13 protein-coding genes and 2 pseudogenes are annotated in these 16,199 nt (G+C 62.8%); 5 read left to right on the top strand and 10 right to left on the bottom strand.

Going from position 1 to position 16,199, the window contains the following annotated elements; genetic code table 11:
• Positions 1–150: 150 nt before the first annotated feature.
• A pseudogene (locus CF70_RS08555) lies at positions 151–1,184 on the top strand (ISNCY family transposase); the annotation flags it as partial.
• 357 nt (positions 1,185–1,541) lie between these two features.
• On the opposite strand, the gene CF70_RS08560 reads toward CF70_RS08555, so the two are convergent.
• The 3 genes from CF70_RS08560 to CF70_RS08570 are packed head-to-tail and all read right to left on the bottom strand — an operon-like array spanning position 1,542 to position 3,244.
• Positions 1,542–2,057: a DUF2867 domain-containing protein gene (locus CF70_RS08560; protein ID WP_035863053.1), complete on the bottom strand. Its 516-nt coding sequence runs from the start codon at positions 2,055–2,057 to the stop codon at positions 1,542–1,544.
• A gap of 41 nt (positions 2,058–2,098) precedes the next feature.
• Positions 2,099–2,524 carry a lipocalin-like domain-containing protein gene (locus tag CF70_RS08565; RefSeq protein WP_051648161.1) on the bottom strand — a complete coding sequence of 142 codons (426 nt, stop codon included), beginning with the start codon at positions 2,522–2,524 and terminating at the stop codon, positions 2,099–2,101.
• Positions 2,525–2,584: 60 nt separating this feature from the next.
• Complete coding sequence (locus CF70_RS08570) at positions 2,585–3,244, bottom strand: DJ-1/PfpI family protein (RefSeq protein WP_051648162.1); 660 nt, start codon at positions 3,242–3,244, stop codon at positions 2,585–2,587.
• Between the two features lie 110 nt (positions 3,245–3,354).
• Here CF70_RS08570 and CF70_RS08575 point away from each other — a divergent pair, with 110 nt between their 5' ends.
• The 3 genes and pseudogenes from CF70_RS08575 to CF70_RS08585 all read left to right on the top strand — a co-directional run bounded on the left by CF70_RS08575 (position 3,355) and on the right by CF70_RS08585 (position 5,977).
• Positions 3,355–3,906 carry a TetR/AcrR family transcriptional regulator gene (locus tag CF70_RS08575; protein WP_017225576.1) on the top strand — a complete coding sequence of 184 codons (552 nt, stop codon included), beginning with the start codon at positions 3,355–3,357 and terminating at the stop codon, positions 3,904–3,906.
• 757 nt (positions 3,907–4,663) lie between these two features.
• Positions 4,664–4,831: pseudogene (locus tag CF70_RS08580) on the top strand (ISNCY family transposase); the annotation flags it as partial.
• A gap of 117 nt (positions 4,832–4,948) precedes the next feature.
• Positions 4,949–5,977, top strand: a complete 1,029-nt coding sequence (locus tag CF70_RS08585; protein WP_035863059.1) for a MerR family transcriptional regulator — start codon at positions 4,949–4,951, stop codon at positions 5,975–5,977.
• A 380-nt stretch (positions 5,978–6,357) separates the two neighbouring features.
• Here CF70_RS08585 and CF70_RS08590 read toward each other — a convergent pair whose 3' ends face one another.
• Entirely contained in the window at positions 6,358–6,756 is a 399-nt protein-coding gene (locus CF70_RS08590; RefSeq protein ID WP_035863062.1) for a DUF1801 domain-containing protein, read from the bottom strand.
• A gap of 423 nt (positions 6,757–7,179) precedes the next feature.
• Between CF70_RS08590 and CF70_RS08595 the strand changes: the two genes are divergently transcribed.
• Positions 7,180–7,854: a hypothetical protein gene (locus CF70_RS08595; protein ID WP_152561741.1), complete on the top strand. Its 675-nt coding sequence runs from the start codon at positions 7,180–7,182 to the stop codon at positions 7,852–7,854.
• A gap of 5 nt (positions 7,855–7,859) precedes the next feature.
• Here CF70_RS08595 and CF70_RS08600 read toward each other — a convergent pair whose 3' ends face one another.
• From CF70_RS08600 to CF70_RS08630, 6 genes are all read right to left on the bottom strand, one after another.
• Positions 7,860–8,660, bottom strand: coding sequence for an IclR family transcriptional regulator (locus CF70_RS08600; protein WP_051648163.1), 801 nt, complete (start codon positions 8,658–8,660; stop codon positions 7,860–7,862).
• A gap of 170 nt (positions 8,661–8,830) precedes the next feature.
• A complete protein-coding gene (locus CF70_RS08605) occupies positions 8,831–10,963 on the bottom strand; it encodes an acetate--CoA ligase family protein (protein ID WP_035863065.1) in 2,133 nt (710 codons plus the stop codon).
• A gap of 4 nt (positions 10,964–10,967) precedes the next feature.
• Positions 10,968–11,768 carry an enoyl-CoA hydratase/isomerase family protein gene (locus CF70_RS08610; protein ID WP_035863067.1) on the bottom strand — a complete coding sequence of 267 codons (801 nt, stop codon included), beginning with the start codon at positions 11,766–11,768 and terminating at the stop codon, positions 10,968–10,970.
• A 79-nt stretch (positions 11,769–11,847) separates the two neighbouring features.
• Entirely contained in the window at positions 11,848–12,816 is a 969-nt protein-coding gene (locus tag CF70_RS08615; RefSeq protein ID WP_035863068.1) for a tripartite tricarboxylate transporter substrate binding protein, read from the bottom strand.
• Between the two features lie 301 nt (positions 12,817–13,117).
• Positions 13,118–14,743, bottom strand: coding sequence for a histidine kinase N-terminal 7TM domain-containing protein (locus CF70_RS08625; protein WP_035863070.1), 1,626 nt, complete (start codon positions 14,741–14,743; stop codon positions 13,118–13,120).
• Between the two features lie 117 nt (positions 14,744–14,860).
• A complete protein-coding gene (locus CF70_RS08630) occupies positions 14,861–16,036 on the bottom strand; it encodes an acyl-CoA dehydrogenase family protein (protein WP_035863072.1) in 1,176 nt (391 codons plus the stop codon).
• Positions 16,037–16,199: the final 163 nt, after the last annotated feature.

Here is a 16,199-nt window from a genome sequence, read left to right on the forward strand (position 1 = left end):
CGAGGGCAGGCATCAAACAATCCTTAACAGCGTAAGCTTGACGGCTTCCAGCGTGTCAGGGCTAAGTTGTAATGTCCGCTTATAGCCAAGTTCAAATGTCCGAGTTTGCCAAGCGTAACCTGAGCGGTTTCCAGTCTGCTGGAGGCTCTCATGGCACCGGACACCATCACCCTGACCATGCGGCAAATCGATCGATTGAAGATCATTCAGGCCCTGGCGGACGGCTTTCTCAAGACCGGTATCGCAGCAGCGAGGCTGGGACTCACGGCACGCCAGACGCTGCGTCTGCTGCGGCATTATCAAGCCGTCGGTGCGCCTGCTTTGCTAAATGGCCATCAAGGGTTGCCGGGCAACAATCAATTGCCGCCCGGGCTCGAATTGCGCGTCCGCAGGCTGATCCGCGACACCTATGCCGATTTCGGCCCGACCCTGGCAGCCGAGAAGCTGCGCGAGCGCCATGGCATCAATCTCTCGGCGGCGTGCGTGCGCCGGATCATGATCGACGCTGGATTCTGGGTACCACGCAAGCTGCGTTCGCCCAAGGTGCATCAACCGCGCAATCGCCGCGCCTGCTTGGGCGAACTGGTGCAGATCGATGGCAGCGACCACGCCTGGTTCGAGGAGCGGGCGCCGGCCTGCACGCTGCTGGTGTTCGTGGACGACGCCACCGGGCACCTGATGCAGCTACTATTTGTACCGACGGAATCGACGTTCGGGTATTTCGAGGCCGCCGGGTCTTACATCGAGCGTCACGGCAAGCCAATGGCATTTTATTCGGACAAGGCCGGCGTCTTCCGGGTCAATCGGCAGGAGAATGCCGAAGGCCGCGGCTATACGCAATTCGGGCGCGCCTTGTTCGAGCTGAACATCGATATCCTGTGCGCCAACACGAGCCAAGCTAAAGGCCGTGTGGAACGGATGAATGGCACGCTGCAGGACCGATTGGTCAAGGAACTGCGCCTGCGCAAGATCAACACGATGGCCGGCCGATGGCGCTTCCCTGCCCTACACCACCTACCACCGGCTCTCGGCGATCGATCAGGGCGCCATCGTGGAGAACAAGCGGCTGGGCCACGTGCTGGACATCGCCGCCCAGGTGCAGGCGCTGCGCGACGGCCGCCACCAGGCCGGCCCTTCGCGGACGCTGCTGGGCGAGCCGCCGCGGCCGCACAACCCGCCCCCCCNCTGCACGTGAAGCGGCAGCGGCTGATCAACCGGCTGGACCTGGAGCGGGCGATCAAGGGCACGCCCATGCCGTAGTTTGGTTCCTTGCCGCCCGGTAGTGGACGCGGGACGGGACAGTCTCCAAGGGCAGCTACCGACGTTCGTCCTTCCGAAGAGCGGACATCGGGCCGAAACAAGAGTCGAGTCGCAGGCAACATTGGGGCGGCGCCGCAAAGCCAATTCCTGTTTGGCTTCGCACACTCAAAGAGGGGGACGGCTCAGTTCAACCCATCGCCGCACGGTGGGTCTCTCCCACTGACATGCAGCGTAGTCCATTAACCTTGTTGGTACCGGATCGCCGGCAAGCGCAGACCAGTTCAGACAGCACGGCTTGCCGCCTGTTCCAGACTAGCCCGCGCGATTACACGGTGGAACGGTGTGATTACCGCGAGGTACGTCCGTCCCAGCAAGTTATGGCAATGCACTACGGTCACCAGGACGAGCTCCCTGCCGCCTGCCGCACCCGCGCGCAGCTGGATCGCGAGCCGGAAGTCGAGATGCCGATCGTCCTCGCCCATCACCAGTTCCGCCGCACTCTTCGACCGCAGTGGAAAGAAACCGATCACCGGCCCTCGCGCCGCCGCAGCAATACCGACCGCACGAGACGATTTGACGCCGACTGTCGCCATAATCGTGTCCCGTACCCGCGTCAGCGCACGAATCCACCACGCCTGCCGCTCGAATCCAGCGCGCGCCAACACTTCGAGATCGTCGCTGGCCCCCGCCGGCAACTGAACCGCATACGCATCCAGCAGGTCCGCGCTCCTATAAAGCGGCGCCAGGATGCTGTCGGATGGTGCGGGTATCGCATGAGCTTTATGGGCATTGATCATCAACCAATCTCTCCATGGTTTGGGTTTAGCGCGAGCCTGCGCTAGACATTGTTTCTCTGTGCCATCAGCGCACCGCGAGCCATTCGCCCCGGGAACGATGGATGGATCTGCCACGCAGTTGTTATCGCTAGGACGCCACGATCTACTTTGAAGAACCGAACCTGCTCGGTGCCAATCCAGGCTGGATGCCAAGCCGTGTCGACCTTGATGATGAGTTTGTCCCCATCCTCGACACGACACAAACCAGAATAAGCAATCATTGTCTCGAAAAGGGCCGCCGGATCGCTATTCAGGCGCTCTCTGGATGTGAGTATCGACATCATCCTATCGCGTTCGATGACTATATGGCCGGGTGGTTCGACACCGTATGTGTCCGCGCGCTCGCCTGTATCCTCGAACTCGACCTGAAAAGATAAAATCTTCCACCACCCGGACAACGGGTGGGCTTCGATGTCGGACATAGCCATCTCATCTCTCCTTGGTTTCGCCAACCTACAAGTCAGACACGGGCGATTGGCTTCACGCCATCAGGCGCAATTCACCTTTGGGGGAAATGTGCCGATACAAGGTCTGCCGTGGGCCATCTGGCCAAAGCCTTGCCGGATACTGAGCCCGATCAGTGCGCCGTAAAGTTCCTGCTGTCCAGCCGGCAGCACCGGCAGCAGTGTGGCGCGTCGTTTCTCGATATCGAACAGGGATTCCACCAGCCACCCCACCAGATAGAGCGCAGCAAGGCAGCCTCCAGCCGTCGCGACGCTTCCTTGGCATACCAGGGGCTGGTCCACTAACTCCAGCCCTAGAGCTTGAAAGCCTCCGCGCGCATCCGGATGAGTTGTCGCACGACCACTAGGAAGCAGTCCAAGTCGTTCAAGGATGAAGGCACCTGCACAGATGGAGCCAATGAACTGTCGTGTGGGATCGAGTTGGAAGGATGATAGGAAATCCGGATGAGCAAGCGCTGCAGGTATGCCCTGCTTGCCGCTGGCAAACAACACTGCATCGGCGTGATTGGCCTCAGAGAGAGAGCCATGTGCCGAAACCGACAGTCCGTTCGCCGATCGCACGATAGAACTAGACGCCAGGATGCGCACGTTCCAGTCCTTGGTGTTGCGGCCCAAGATGTCCCACATTAGGAAGAGGTCGATATCGGTGAATTGGTCGAACGTGACCAGTGCGATTTCTTTCAAGGTGAACTCCCGGAGAAGCGCTGCTGTGCAAAATGCGGCGGCGGTCTATGTTAATGTTCGCAGCGTATCAATCCAGATCACACCATACACAGCCTGTATGGCGCAGACATATGAGCAAACTGACTCGCAACCACTGGGTCTCGGCTGGCCTTGAGTCCCTAGACCAAGAAGGACACGCCGGCGTCTCGGCCGAAATCCTAGCTCGCCGGTTGAACGTAACCCGTGGTTCGTTCTATCACCACTTTCGCAATCGCGAAGACTTCGTGCGTACGTTGCTGGCCAAGTGGGAAGAGGACTACACGGAGCGGATGCTTGCCTATGCAGCGCAGGGACGCACCGCCAGCGAAACCTTGATGCGCTATTTGAGCATTGCCGCCGAGAAACAGCCGGGCCGGGAAGTTGCCATCCGAGCGTGGGCGCTGCACGATCCGTTGGTGGCCGAGTTTCAGCAACGAGTCGACGCAACTCGACTGGCTTTCGCGGTCAGAACGTGCCGTCGATGGGTTCGCTCGCCTAGCCATGCAGAAATAATCGGCCAGGCGGCGCACTTGTGCTTAATCGGTGGTCAGCAGGCAGGACTGCGACGTGACGCCAGTCGCTTCAATAGGCTCTTGCAGGATGCGTTTACCCTCTTCAAAGACACACTTCCACCGCGCGCCTGAGACCACGTTGCCGGCTTAACGGCAAGTCCATCCAACGTCGTCAGTCATTGTGATTGACATACAGGTCAGTTGGGGGCTAGGCGGCGCACGATTCTGGATATCTCGTCGCATGTGAGGGGTCTTTGGTCCGCTGCGTTGTGAATACCTTTCCCCTCGATAAGGCGTCAAGCGCTCAAGGAGTGTCTGAAGGGTTGATGAACCGCCCCGCCCGACCGGCGAGGCTTCGCCATCATGCACATTGATACACGCTAACTAGGCGCGAAAACGAGCGGCCGTGATCCAGGGATTGCTCCGTTCGAACATCGCCTTTGCTATCGGCGTTTGCTAAGCGCACGTGAACTACCTTACCGATTCGAGGCACTCGCGCGGCACCGCGGTCAACTAAAGGCACGCGGCCATGTTGAATTTGCCAATGGTGACAGAGCCGCCCCACCCTGAGCGGATCTCGGTCGTCTCAGGCCAGCTCGACTGCCTTACGGAAACAGCCCAGAAAAAGACCCAAAAGAACCAAAACCATCCTGCACTAGACCGGACATTCTGATCTGGCCAGAGGAAGGACATTTGAATTTAGTTGGGAGGGCGACATTTCAGAACGCCCTTGACAAAAACTGTAGTGGCAAAGTTGTAATGTCCGGTTCTGGCAAAGTTCAAATGTCCGCCTGAGGCGCCTGTCCATGGTCTTCAGCCTGCCCGGATGCGTGAGTTAGACAGGCTCAAGACCGTCCAGGCGGTCGTGGATGGTCAGTTGCGGCCCGGCGTGGACGCGGCCAACGCCTATGCGCCGGCGTTTATCACGGACTTCAACGCGCGCTTTGCCAAGGTGCCGAGGAGCGATTTCAACGCCCACCGGCCCCTGCGCGGCGACGAGGATTTGGAATGGATCTTCAGCTGGCGCGAGTGGCGCAAGGCGTCGGCCAGCCTCACGCGAGACGGGGTGGAAGACGCTGAATAGTCGACCATAGGGAGGTATAGCTCTTTTCTCTTGACCCTCACGTAGCGTAAGGTCTTAACCTCCATCGTGCGCACTTGAACGGAGGCTCGCATGTTTTTGAAAGTGGGAGAATTGGCGAAACGCAGTGGACTCACGGTTCGTACGCTGCACCACTACGACGCAGTCGGTCTTCTCACGCCTTCGGCGCGCGCCGATAACGGCTACCGCCTGTATGACCGCCACGACGTTGCCCGGCTTCACCTGATCCTGGCATTGCGTGGTTTTGGTCTCTCGCTCACAGAAATCGGCGCTTGTTTGGACCAGCCGGATATCCCACTCACATCCATCGTCGAACGGCAAATAGCAACACTTGATCAGCAGATCGAGCAGGCTGCGCGTCTGCGAGATCATCTGAAGCGATTGCGGGGCACGTTGATGGACGGAGAGGAGCCGGAGCTAGCCGATTGGCTCACTACGTTGGAGTTGATGACCATGTACGAAAAGTATTTCTCCCGGGACGAACTTGCCCGCCTGCCTGTGTACCGCAATGGCCCGGAAGCGGAAGCGGGATGGGACAATCTTGTTGAGCAGGTACGAGCGCTGATGGAAAGTGGGACGCCGCCCGAGCACGAAAAGGCCCGCGAGTTGGCGATCCGATGGATGACGATGCTTGTACGCGACACAAATGGCGATCCACGGTTGGCCGCAAAGCTAAACCATATGCACGAGAACGAACCGTCGCTGCAGGCTCATATCGGGATCTCTTTGGCGCTGCGCGACTACGTGCTTCGGGCATTCTCGGAAACAAAAATGCTGACCTACGAAAAATACCTGTCGCCTGGCGAGATCCGCTTCATGCGCGCGAATTACGGCAAGCGGGCGATGGAGTGGCCCCAATTGATGGCCGACGTTCGTGATGCGATTGATGAAGGCATCACGCCCGATTCGCCGCAAGGGGCTGAGCTTGCGCGGCGCTGGCTCGATCTCTTCAGAAGCTACGCAGGAGATGACCCAGGTACGCAGCTTAAATTCCGCAAGGCGCTGGAGAATGAGCCTGATCTCATGATCGGAACGTGGGCAGATGAGGCACTGCTTACCTTCGTTCGTCAGGCTATGTCGCGCGTGGTGCAATTGAACTGATCGCGGGCTACAGTTGACCGGGGGCGCATAGGTTGCCGTGTTACTCCAACCGGATCATCCTGCTACGGCGCACCGATATTTCAATCCGGTGAACGATGTGCAACAAACATCGTTCACCCCACCGCCGTCTACGCCAATTGGATCTTGTCGCTGGAAGTGATTAGCGGATCGATACCAGGCGTCCACATGTGCCATCGTTCAAGGTCGAAATTGGCTGCGGACTCATCCGTCGCTGCCGCCCCCATTTCATGAGCCCTGCCCTGCGCCGGCCTCTGCCCAGAAGCCCAAGATGGTGGCCATGTCAACATCCGGCTGGGTCTGGGGCGGGCTATTAGTAGGCAGACCGTCGTAAAGGACGGTCGAACGGCTGGTACCGTGGACTAGCCTCGTGCTTTGGATTTGTTCAGGGTGACGGCGGTGCGAATGAGCGTTTTCAACGCCTCCTCGTCTATCTTCGAGTCCTCGTGGAAGTCGATGGCACGCCTTGTGTTTCCGTCAAGACTGGCGTTGAAAAGGCCCGAAGGATCCACCAGAGCCGCCCCTTTGGCGAAGGTCATCTTCACGACGTTCTTGTAAGTCTCGCCTGTGCAGATCAATCCGTCGTGCGACCACACCGGAACCCCTCTCCACTTCCACTCCTCGACGACTTCAGGATCGGCTTCCTTGACCAAAGTACGGAGCCGGTTGAGCATCTTGCCCCGCCAGTCGTCTAGCTCCTTGATTCTCGCGTCGATCAGTTGAGAAGGAGACTTGCTTTCCTGCAACCCGCTCTTCGTCATGCCCGTTTCTCCTCAAGAGTGAACTCCAGACCTGCAACACAGGGCTAGATGAGAATAGTAATGGCACGTGTCACCCTATGGTGTTGATAAATGCCTGGGGAATTGCCCTTCCCGCAGGAATCCAAAAAAAAAATGGACGCACTGTCAGTTCGTGTCAGTAGTGTTTGACCTACTGCTGAGGGATATCCGGCTGCCGGGCAGTCGGGGATGGGACCAGGATTGCCCCTTCTCCCGCCAGTCAGTGGAGTTCGGGTATACCTCTAAGAAAGAGGTTCATTGAGCACTTATTCGGCGTACAATGCGGAACCGTCCCGATCCGGTCAACGTCTACTTCGCTCTTCCGTCCGGCAAGGAGCGCATGTAAATGCAAAGTTGGCCGATTTGTTCGAAGTTTAAAGTTAACGTAACCTGAGAAGAATAAAGTTGAAAAAGAAACTGAATGGTTTGTTCACTACCGCATTGGTGCTGGCTGCATCCACCGTCTCGGTCGCGCGCCCGGTTTTCGCGGAAGAGATGACGCCAGTTAATGTGGCTGATCTGTACATAAAGACCATCATCAATCATGACGAAAGCAGCGTAAACTCGCTGAACAATTATCTGAGGCCAGCCCGAAAAATCGCGGGACAGACGGGTGATTTCGCGTCGTTTGCTGATCTGGTCAAGGCTGACAAGGAATATCCGGATGACATGACCAAGGATATTCTGGAACTGTTCCCTGCCCAACTGCAGCCGGCGCTGAAGCCTTCCGTGATGGAGTTGATGAAGAGCGTACTGAACGCCAAGAATCGGACCGAATGCAAGTCCTTGACCTCCAGGCAGGCCAAGTCGAACGGTGGGATGCAGACGAGCCTCGTGAAGTTCGAGTGTCAGGTGGTCAAGGTGCCGGAGCGCTGGCCCGCCGCGGTTCAGCGGCTTGCCGGGAGCAAGTGCAGTGCGCAGGAGTGCCAGAAGGAGATCCAGAACATCAGGAAATTCTATGAGTCGTCAGCGACTCAGACGTGGCGCGGTGAATTCCCACTCGCTCGCGAGAAAAACGGTAGCGCCTGGCGCAATGATTTCCCGCGCGAAGCACTCGATGAGATCTGGGACCTCATTTAACCCGATCACGGCGCCTCATCCCCCACCGCGCTGCGGATCTGCGCCGCCAGCTGCATCAGGTGCGGCTTGAGAAGGCGCGCGGCGCTGGCCGGCGTTGCCTGCGTGGCTGTGCTGACGTTCAGGATGTGGATTGCGTAGCTCTTGAACACCAGGGGCGTGGAAAGCGCGACCACTTCCGGCTGCCAGCTGGCCATGCACCAGCCCTGCGTCCGTACCTGCTCGATGCCCTGGGCGATCTGTTGCTCCAGCGCCGGCCAGTTGGCGCGCAGGCGCTTGCTGAAGGCTTCCAGCAAGGCCTTGGTCTCCCGCGCCGGGGCTGCGGCCAGGTAGGCGCGGCCCAGGGACGTATGCTCCATCGGCACGCGCTGGCCGGTCACCACGGTGCGAAGCGAGACCTTGCGGCTATAGCGGATGGACTCCAGGTAGACCATCTCGTCGCGATCGGCCATGGCCAGCCCGACATTGATGTGCTGGCGTTGCGCCAGTTCGCGCATCAACGGTGCGGCCACTTGCAGGACCGCCGAGCCGCTGCGCATGGCGTGGGCCAGGCTGAGGACCGGTGCGCCGAGCCGGTAGGCGCGCAGCGTTGGGTCGTATTGGAGGAAGCCGGCGTCCACCAGGCTTTGCGTGAGCCGGCTGACGGTGGAGCGCGGCAGGCCGGTACGCTCGGCGAGCTCGCCGTTGCCCAGTACCTCCGAGCCCGGACGAAAGGCCCGGAGTATCTCCATGCCGCGTTCGAGCGAGCGGTTTGCCGACGTGCTGGTCGCTCTTCCTCGCGCTCTCGTCAGTGCTTGTTCGGGGTTCAAGGCATTGCTCCTGATGGGGCCGATTTCCGGTAGCCGGAATCAAGCGTATCGGAGCGGAGTTTGACATAGCCAGCGCTCGCGGAACCGGACACATTGTGACTCTGCGCGCGCTCTTCCGCCCTCTTCCGCCCTCTTCCGCCCTCTTCCGCCCTCTTCCTCTCCGGCCCTCTTCAGTCCGCCAGCACGACAACACCATCCGCCGCCTTCACTCCTTGGGATGCCGGCAGCACAAAGACCGGGTTGATCTCCGCCTCCACCAGCCGCTCGCCTAGCGCTGCCGTCATGGCGGAGAAAGCCACAATGGCGTCCGCGAGGGCGTCGACGTCAGCCTTGGGCCGCCCCCGGAAGCCATCCAGCAGCGGCCAGGTCTTGAGTTCGCGAATCATGCCCAGCGCTTCGGCGCGCGACAGCCCGCCCGCCGGCGGGAGCATGCGCAGGGTGGTGTCCTTGAACAGCTCCGCCGCGACGCCGCCCATGCCTAGCAGGATCGCGGTGCCGAGGGCATCGCGGTGCATGCCGAGGATCATCTCGACACCGCCGCTGACCATCTCCTGGACGAGAAAGCGCCGCGGCATCACGCCGGTATGCGCGTGCACGTCGGTGCACATGGCCAAAAGGCGGCCCGCCACGTCTTCTGGCGACAGGTTGACGGCTACGCCGCCGACATCGCTCTTGTGCGTGATTTCGGCCGAGAGGATCTTCAGCACCACGGGTGCGCCCAGGCCGCTGGCGGCCGCGGCTGCCTCTTCTCCGTTCGCGACGATGGTTTCACGCACGGCGGGGATGCCGAAGCGCGCGAACAGTTGCTTTGCGGCGGCTTCGTCGAGCGCGCCGCACGGGTAATCCGCCGCGGCGCGGACGGCGTTGGCATGCGCGGCGGGCAAGCCGGGCGTCGCAGCCTGGTCTGCCGGTGTCTCGCGCCATTGCGCGGCGCGCAGCATTGCGTCAAATGCCACGGTACAGCTTTCCGGCGCGCTGAACGCGGGCACGCCGCGCTCGTTCAACAAGCTGGCAGCCTGCGGCGCATGTGGGCTGACATATGCCAGGATCGGCTTGTCACTGGTGGGCAGGCATTGCTGGATCGCGCCTGCCATCAGGTCCGGCATCGCCAGTCCCGACGATCCGACGATCACGGCGACGGCATCGTAGCTCGGGCTATCCAGCAGCGCCCTGATCGCGCCGCGCAACAGGTCTGGCTGCAGGCCTGCCAGGGTGACGTCGATGGGATTGCGATCCAGCGCAGCATGATCGCCATTTTGCAGGGCCCGCAACTGTTGCGCGGTGGCTTCATCGGGCGGAGGCGTCTCGAAGCCGGACATCCCGAGGCTGTCCGACACCAGGGTGCCGGCGCCGCCTGTCGAGGTCAGGATGGCAATCCGGTTGCCGCGCAGCACCCTGCCGGTGGCTAGCGCGGCGGGGATATCCAGCAGGTCCGCGAAGGTTTCCGCGCGGATCACCCCAACCTGCCTGAACAGTGCATCGTACATCCGGTCCGCGCCGGCGAGCGCGCCCGTGTGCGATACCGCCGCCCGGGCTCCGGCCTCGGAGCGACCGATCTTGAAGGCCACCACCGGCTTCCCGGCCCTGGCGGCTTTCAGCGCGGCGGCGCGGAATTTCTCCGGGTTCCGTACGCTTTCGACGTACAGGGCGATCACCCTGGTGGCTTCGTCATCGGCCAGGTAGTCGATGAAATCCGCCAGTTCCAGATCCGCTTCATTGCTGGTGGAAACCAGCTTGGACAGCCCGATGCCACGCGCGGCGGCGCGTGACAGCAAGGCGCCAAGAATGCCCCCGCTCTGCGAGACCACGCCGATGTTGCCGGCCGGAAAATGGGCCATCTCAAGCGCGCCGCTGGCCGATAGCGGGATGTTGTCGGTCAGGTTGACCAGGCCGATGGTATTGGGGCCCAGCAAGCGCATGGCGCCCGCCGCCTCGATCAGCTCGGCCTGGCGCCGCGCGCCTTCGGCACCGGTTTCGGTATAGCCGCTGGCCAGCACGATGGCGGCGCCGGTGCCGCGGGCGGCCAGGTCGCGAACTGCCAGATGGGCGCGTTCCGCGCCAAGCAGGACGATGCCCACATCCGGCACCTCGGGCAGCGAACGGACATCCGGATAGCAGCGCAGGCCGTCGATCTCGCTCACCTTTGGGTTGACGGGGTAGATGGCGCCGGCGAACCCGTGCTTCTTCAGGTAGGCAACCGGGCGTCCGGCGGTCTTGGCCGCATCGGCGGAAGCCCCGATGATGGCAACGCTGCGCGGATGGAGCAGGCGGCCGATGACGGAGCGTGTGTTTGCTGTGTCCATGGTGTCAGGCCTTTTCCTTTGCTGCCATCTTGTCCAGGAATGCCAGCACGGACTCGCGGTGCTCGGTGCTGGTGTAGCAGATGCCCTGTGCCTGGCTGCCCTGCGCGAACACCTGGCCGGCCGGCAGTTCGAAGGTCTGGTTCAGGATGGACTTGCCCAGCGCCAGGGCGGTGGCCGACCCCTGGCTCAACTCGGCGGCCCAGGCGTGCGCATTGGCCAGCAGTGTTTCCGGCTCGCTCAGGCGATCGGCGATGCCAAGCTGAAGCGCCTCGGCGGCATCGACCTTGCGGCCGCTGAAGATCAGTTCCTTGGCTTTGGCCAGGCCGGTGCGGCGCGGCAGGAAATACATGCCGCCGCCGTCCGGGATCAGGCCGCGATGGATGTAGGACCACGCAAAGCTGGCGCTTTCCGACACCATCACGAAATCGCAGCTCATCGCCATGTCCGCGCCGAGCCCGGCCGCGGCGCCATTGACCGCGGCGATGGTCGGCTTGGGCATGTTGTGCAGCAGCGCGACCGTATGGTGCACCCGTTGCTGGCGCGCCCAGCCATTGAAGGCAACTTCGCCCGGCGGCGCGTCCACGCGCCGCTGCATGCCGGCTACGTCGCCGCCCGCGCAAAAACCCTTGCCGTTGCCGGTGAGGACCAGCGCGCGAATACTCTTGTCCTGCGTGACGTGTTCGAGGGCGGCGATCAGCTCGGTGCGCATGTCATCGGTCATGGCATTGCGTTTTTCCGGGCGGTTCAGCGACAAGGTGGCGATCCCTGCATCGATGTCGAGCGTGATCAGCGAGGTGGTGGTCATTGGTTGGTCTCTCTTTGTCTGGCGGCCATGCGATTGGCCTTGTGCATCATGTGTTGCCGATGTTGCCGATGCGGCGGGATTACTCGACGGTGATCTTGGCTTCCTTGACCACGCGGCTCCAGCGGGCCTCTTCGCCGCGCACGTAGCGCCCGAATTCCTCTGGCGTGCCCGCACTGACCTGAAGGCCCTCGGTTTCGGCACGCTTGCGGAACGCGTCGGTCTGTACGGCCTTCCTGGCTGCCGTATTGAGGCGGGCGATCACCGGGGCGGGCGTGCCGGCCGGCACGAACAGGCCGTACCAGCTTTCGGCCACATAGCCGGGCACGCCGCTCTCGGCGATGGTGGGAACCTTGGCCAGCACCGGGCTTGCGGAGCGTTGCGCGGTGGTCACCGCGATGGCGCGCAGCTTGCCGCTTTCCAGCTGCGGTCCGACCGCCGAGGCGGTGGCGAACATGACGTCGACCTGCCCGCCCAGCAGGTCGGTAATCGCGGGGCCGGCGCCACGGTAAGGAATGTGATTGAGATCGACCTTGGCCAGCGACTTGAACAGCTCGCCGGCAAGGTGCGCCGAGGTGCCCGGGCCTTGGGAGGCAAACGAGATCTTTCCCGGCTTGGCCCTGGCGGCCGCGATCAGGTCCTGGACTGTTTTGTAAGGACTGTCCCGGCGCACCACGAGCACGTTGGGCGACCGGCCTACCAGCATCACGGGGGCGAATGCCTTGTCGGTCGCATAGGGCAGCTTGGCGTGGATGCTCGGGTTGACCGCGTGGGCCAGCGTCGCCATCACCAGCGTGTAACCGTCCGGCGCGCTCTTGGCCACCACGTCGGAGCCGATGATGGTGCCAGCGCCCGGCTTGTTGTCGACGATCACGGGCTGGCCGAGGTCCTGGGACATCGTGACCCCCATGGTCCTGGCGATCAGGTCGGTCCCGCCGCCGGGGGCGAAAGGCACCACGAGGCGGATCGGCTTTTCCGGGTAGGCCGCCGTGGCGGCCAATGGCGCCAGCGCGGCCATGGCGGCGAAGGGAATGGCCAGCTTGGCCAGCATCCGGCCAAAGAGAGGGATTGAATTCGGCACTTGCGTCTCCGGTCTGGTTTCAGTGCGGGACCCGGCGCCAGTTTCGCGCCTTGCCCCGCCCGTTTTTGATGAGTCCAGAGTAAGCGTTAATGCCGTCCGATACAGCCCCGCATTTCCGGCAGACGGAATTGAAGGCGGCCGCTTCCGTGCCCGGACGGCTCACGCCTCAGCGGGAATGGGCTGGCACGGAATACCGCGGCATGGAGGGCGCCATCGCGCAGAGCGCTGGCATATGCGCAGTCACGCGGATGCAATCCGCCCGCGGCAATGGCTAAGCAGGATACGCGGGCAATGCCAGCGCATCGCGCATCACGAAGCGGTCGCGGCCATTGCGCTTGGCTTCATACATGGCGGCGTCGGCCTTTTCCAGCATTGGCTCCAGGAACGGCGATGCCGGGATTTCGCAAACCGCGCCGACGCTGATGGTGACGTACGGGTGTTCGGGCCAGCCACCGTGCGGCAGCGCCAGCGAGCGCACGGCCTGGAGCAGCCGCAATCCGGCTTGCCTGGTTTCGCGCGGCGAGATGTGCGGGAGCACGATGGCGAACTCTTCGCCGCCAACGCGGGCGCAGAAGTCGCCGGGGCCGTTGCGCATGGTTTCCCCGAGGGCGCCGGCGACCTGGCGCAGGCATTCGTCGCCGTGCACGTGGCCGTGCAGATCGTTGTACTGCTTGAAGTAATCGACGTCGATGATCAGCAGGCCGACGGGGATGCCCTGCTCGAACGCATTGGCCAGCGCGGCGGCGGCCTCGCGCTGGAAGAACCGCCGGTTGAACACCCCGGTCAGCGCGTCGCGGTACAGGTCGGCCTCGATGCGCGAGAGCTTTTCCTCGGTTTCGCCCAGCCGCACCGCCAGCGTGGAGTTCTCCGAAGTCAGCGCCTGTTCGCGCGAGCGGAAACGGGTGACGTCGCGGAGGAACACAATGCTCCCTACCGGTTGCCGGTTGAGGTTGCGTACCGGGTCCACGGTGAGCTCGTAGTCGACCCGCTCCTCCGAAATCAGGTGGGATGCGCCGCCACCGGGCATGTCCGAACGGCTGGCGGCGATTGCGTCATTCCAGGCTGCCGGGTACGGGCTGCCGCGATCCACGGCTTCCAGCAGCCGGCGGGCGGCGGGATTGAAATCGACAATGATGTCGTCCGCATTCACGATTACGCAACCCTCTTGCAGGGCATCGAACACCCGCAGCCTGGCATAGTGCCCGACGTCATCCAGGTGCCCGCGCAGCGCGCATATCCACACCAGCACCGTCATCACGGAGAGGGTGGCCGGGGTCAGGTCGCCCCCGAGCGGCCCTGTCCATCCACGAAGGTACGCGATATTGGCCACCAGCGGCAGCGCCAGTCCGCCGGCCAGCACGGCGCGCCCGCCCCGCGTCAGGCTGCTGCTGGGCACGCGGGCTGTCAGCAGGAAGTAAAGGCTGATCAGCAGCAGCAGGTAGGAATAGGCAGCCACCACCGCGTACGCCGGACCATGGGTGAAGACCGCGCCGGGCGGCAGGCCACCAGGTACCATCGCGATCGAATCCCAGATCAGGTGGTGCCGTTCGTTGGTGAAGACGAGGCCCAGCGTCACGATATTGATCACGATGGGCATCGAGAGCAATGACCAGGGAATGACGAACCTGGGCCGGCTGAGCTGGATCATGGCGCAGAGCCAGGCGATCGGTACCGCGACGATGCCGAAGTACTGCAGCCTGGCCCACATCACGCGGGTTTCCAGGTCGAAGGAACTCAGTTCCAGCAGGCGGCCGCCGCTCCATATCACGCAGCCAAAGGCCAGCATCAGGAAGGCCTTGACGGTGGGGTCGTCCCGCCTGGTCCACGCGGCCACGGCAACCGTGAGGCTGCCAACGACCGCAAAGGTGAGACAAAGGATGAGGGGGTACGAAGGCATTCGGCCGGTTCCAGGACGCGCTCGCCCGCCGGCGGTGCCCGGCGGCGGATTCTCCGGACGGATTATAAGGCGGGCCTGCGGGCGGCATGGAAGCCGATGCCACCCGGGCCCCTCCCATCAAAAGCCCAACTGCCGCGCGGCCAGGTCTTTCATGATTTCCTCGGATCCACCACCGATCATCATGACCTTGACCTCCCGGTATACACGTTCGCTCAGCGTGCCGCGCATGAAACCCATCCCGCCCAGGATCTGCACGGCCTGGTCGGTGCAGAACTGCATCGCCTGCGTGGCCTGGATCTTGGCCATGCAGGTGCGCGCCACCAGTTGCGCGGGGTCTCCCTCCTGGTGCTGGACGCGGTAAGCCAGGTCATAGACGAGATTGCGCGCGGCTTCGATGCGCAGCGCCATGTCGACCAGCTTGTGGCGGATCCCCTGCCGCTCCACCAGCGGCTGGCCGAATGTGTTGCGCTGGCGCGCCCAGTCCAGCGCTTCCTGCAGGCAGGCCTCGGCATAGCCATAGGCGCTTGCGCTCATCCCCAGCCGCTCGGAATTGAAGTTGCGCATGATGATCTGGAATCCGCGGTTTTCGTCGCCGATCAGGTTGGCGGCGGGGATGCGGCAGTTGTCGAAATGCAGGTGGGCGGTGTCGGAGGCGAGCCAGCCCATCTTCTTGAGTCCGGTGCGGGTCAGGCCGGGCGGGTTGCCTTCAATCAGCAGCAGGGAGATGCCGCCCGCGCCCTTGTTGGCAGGGTCGGTGCGCACCGCCGTGGTGATGAAATCGGCGCGCATGCCGGAGGTGATGAAGGTCTTTTCGCCGTTGACGACGTAGTGGTCACCGTCGCGCACTGCCGTGGTCCTGAGGCTAGCCACATCGGAACCGCCGCCCGGCTCCGTGATGGCCAGCGCGGCGATCTTGTCGCCGGCGATGACCGCGGGCAGCACGCGCTGCTGCAGCGCCTCGCTGCCTGCCGCGACGATCGGCGGTACACCGATGGAGTGGGAGTGGAGCGACGCATTGACGCCGCCCGAGCCGCTGCGGGCGAATTCCTCGGCCTGGATCAGGTGGTAGAAGATGTCGCCGGGCGTGCCGCCGAAGCGCTCCGGGTAACCCAGCCCGAGCAAGCCGATCTCGGCAGCGCGCCGGTACAGCGAGCGGGGAAAGGTCCCGGCTTCATCCCATTCGTTCACAAACGGCGAGATCTCGCGGGCGACGAATTCGCGCAGCGTGCTGCGAAACTGTTCGTGCTCGGCCGAGAAATAGTGGGCGAGCGGCGGCAGGGTCAGGAGGCTCATCGTGGGTCCTGTCAGTTGGCAGGCAGCCGGCGTGGCTGCCGTTTTGGGTCGGGGGCATGTGGCATGGGAACCGGCCACAAACCGGCAGGCGATTCCATGCGGCACTGCCGGCATGCCTCGACCATAGGCTGCGCCGCGCACTTCGTCTTGCGCAAAGTGGTCG

The sequence above is a fragment of the Cupriavidus sp. SK-3 genome, assembly GCF_000611145.1.
In the GTDB taxonomy this organism is placed as follows: Bacteria; Pseudomonadota; Gammaproteobacteria; order Burkholderiales; family Burkholderiaceae; genus Cupriavidus.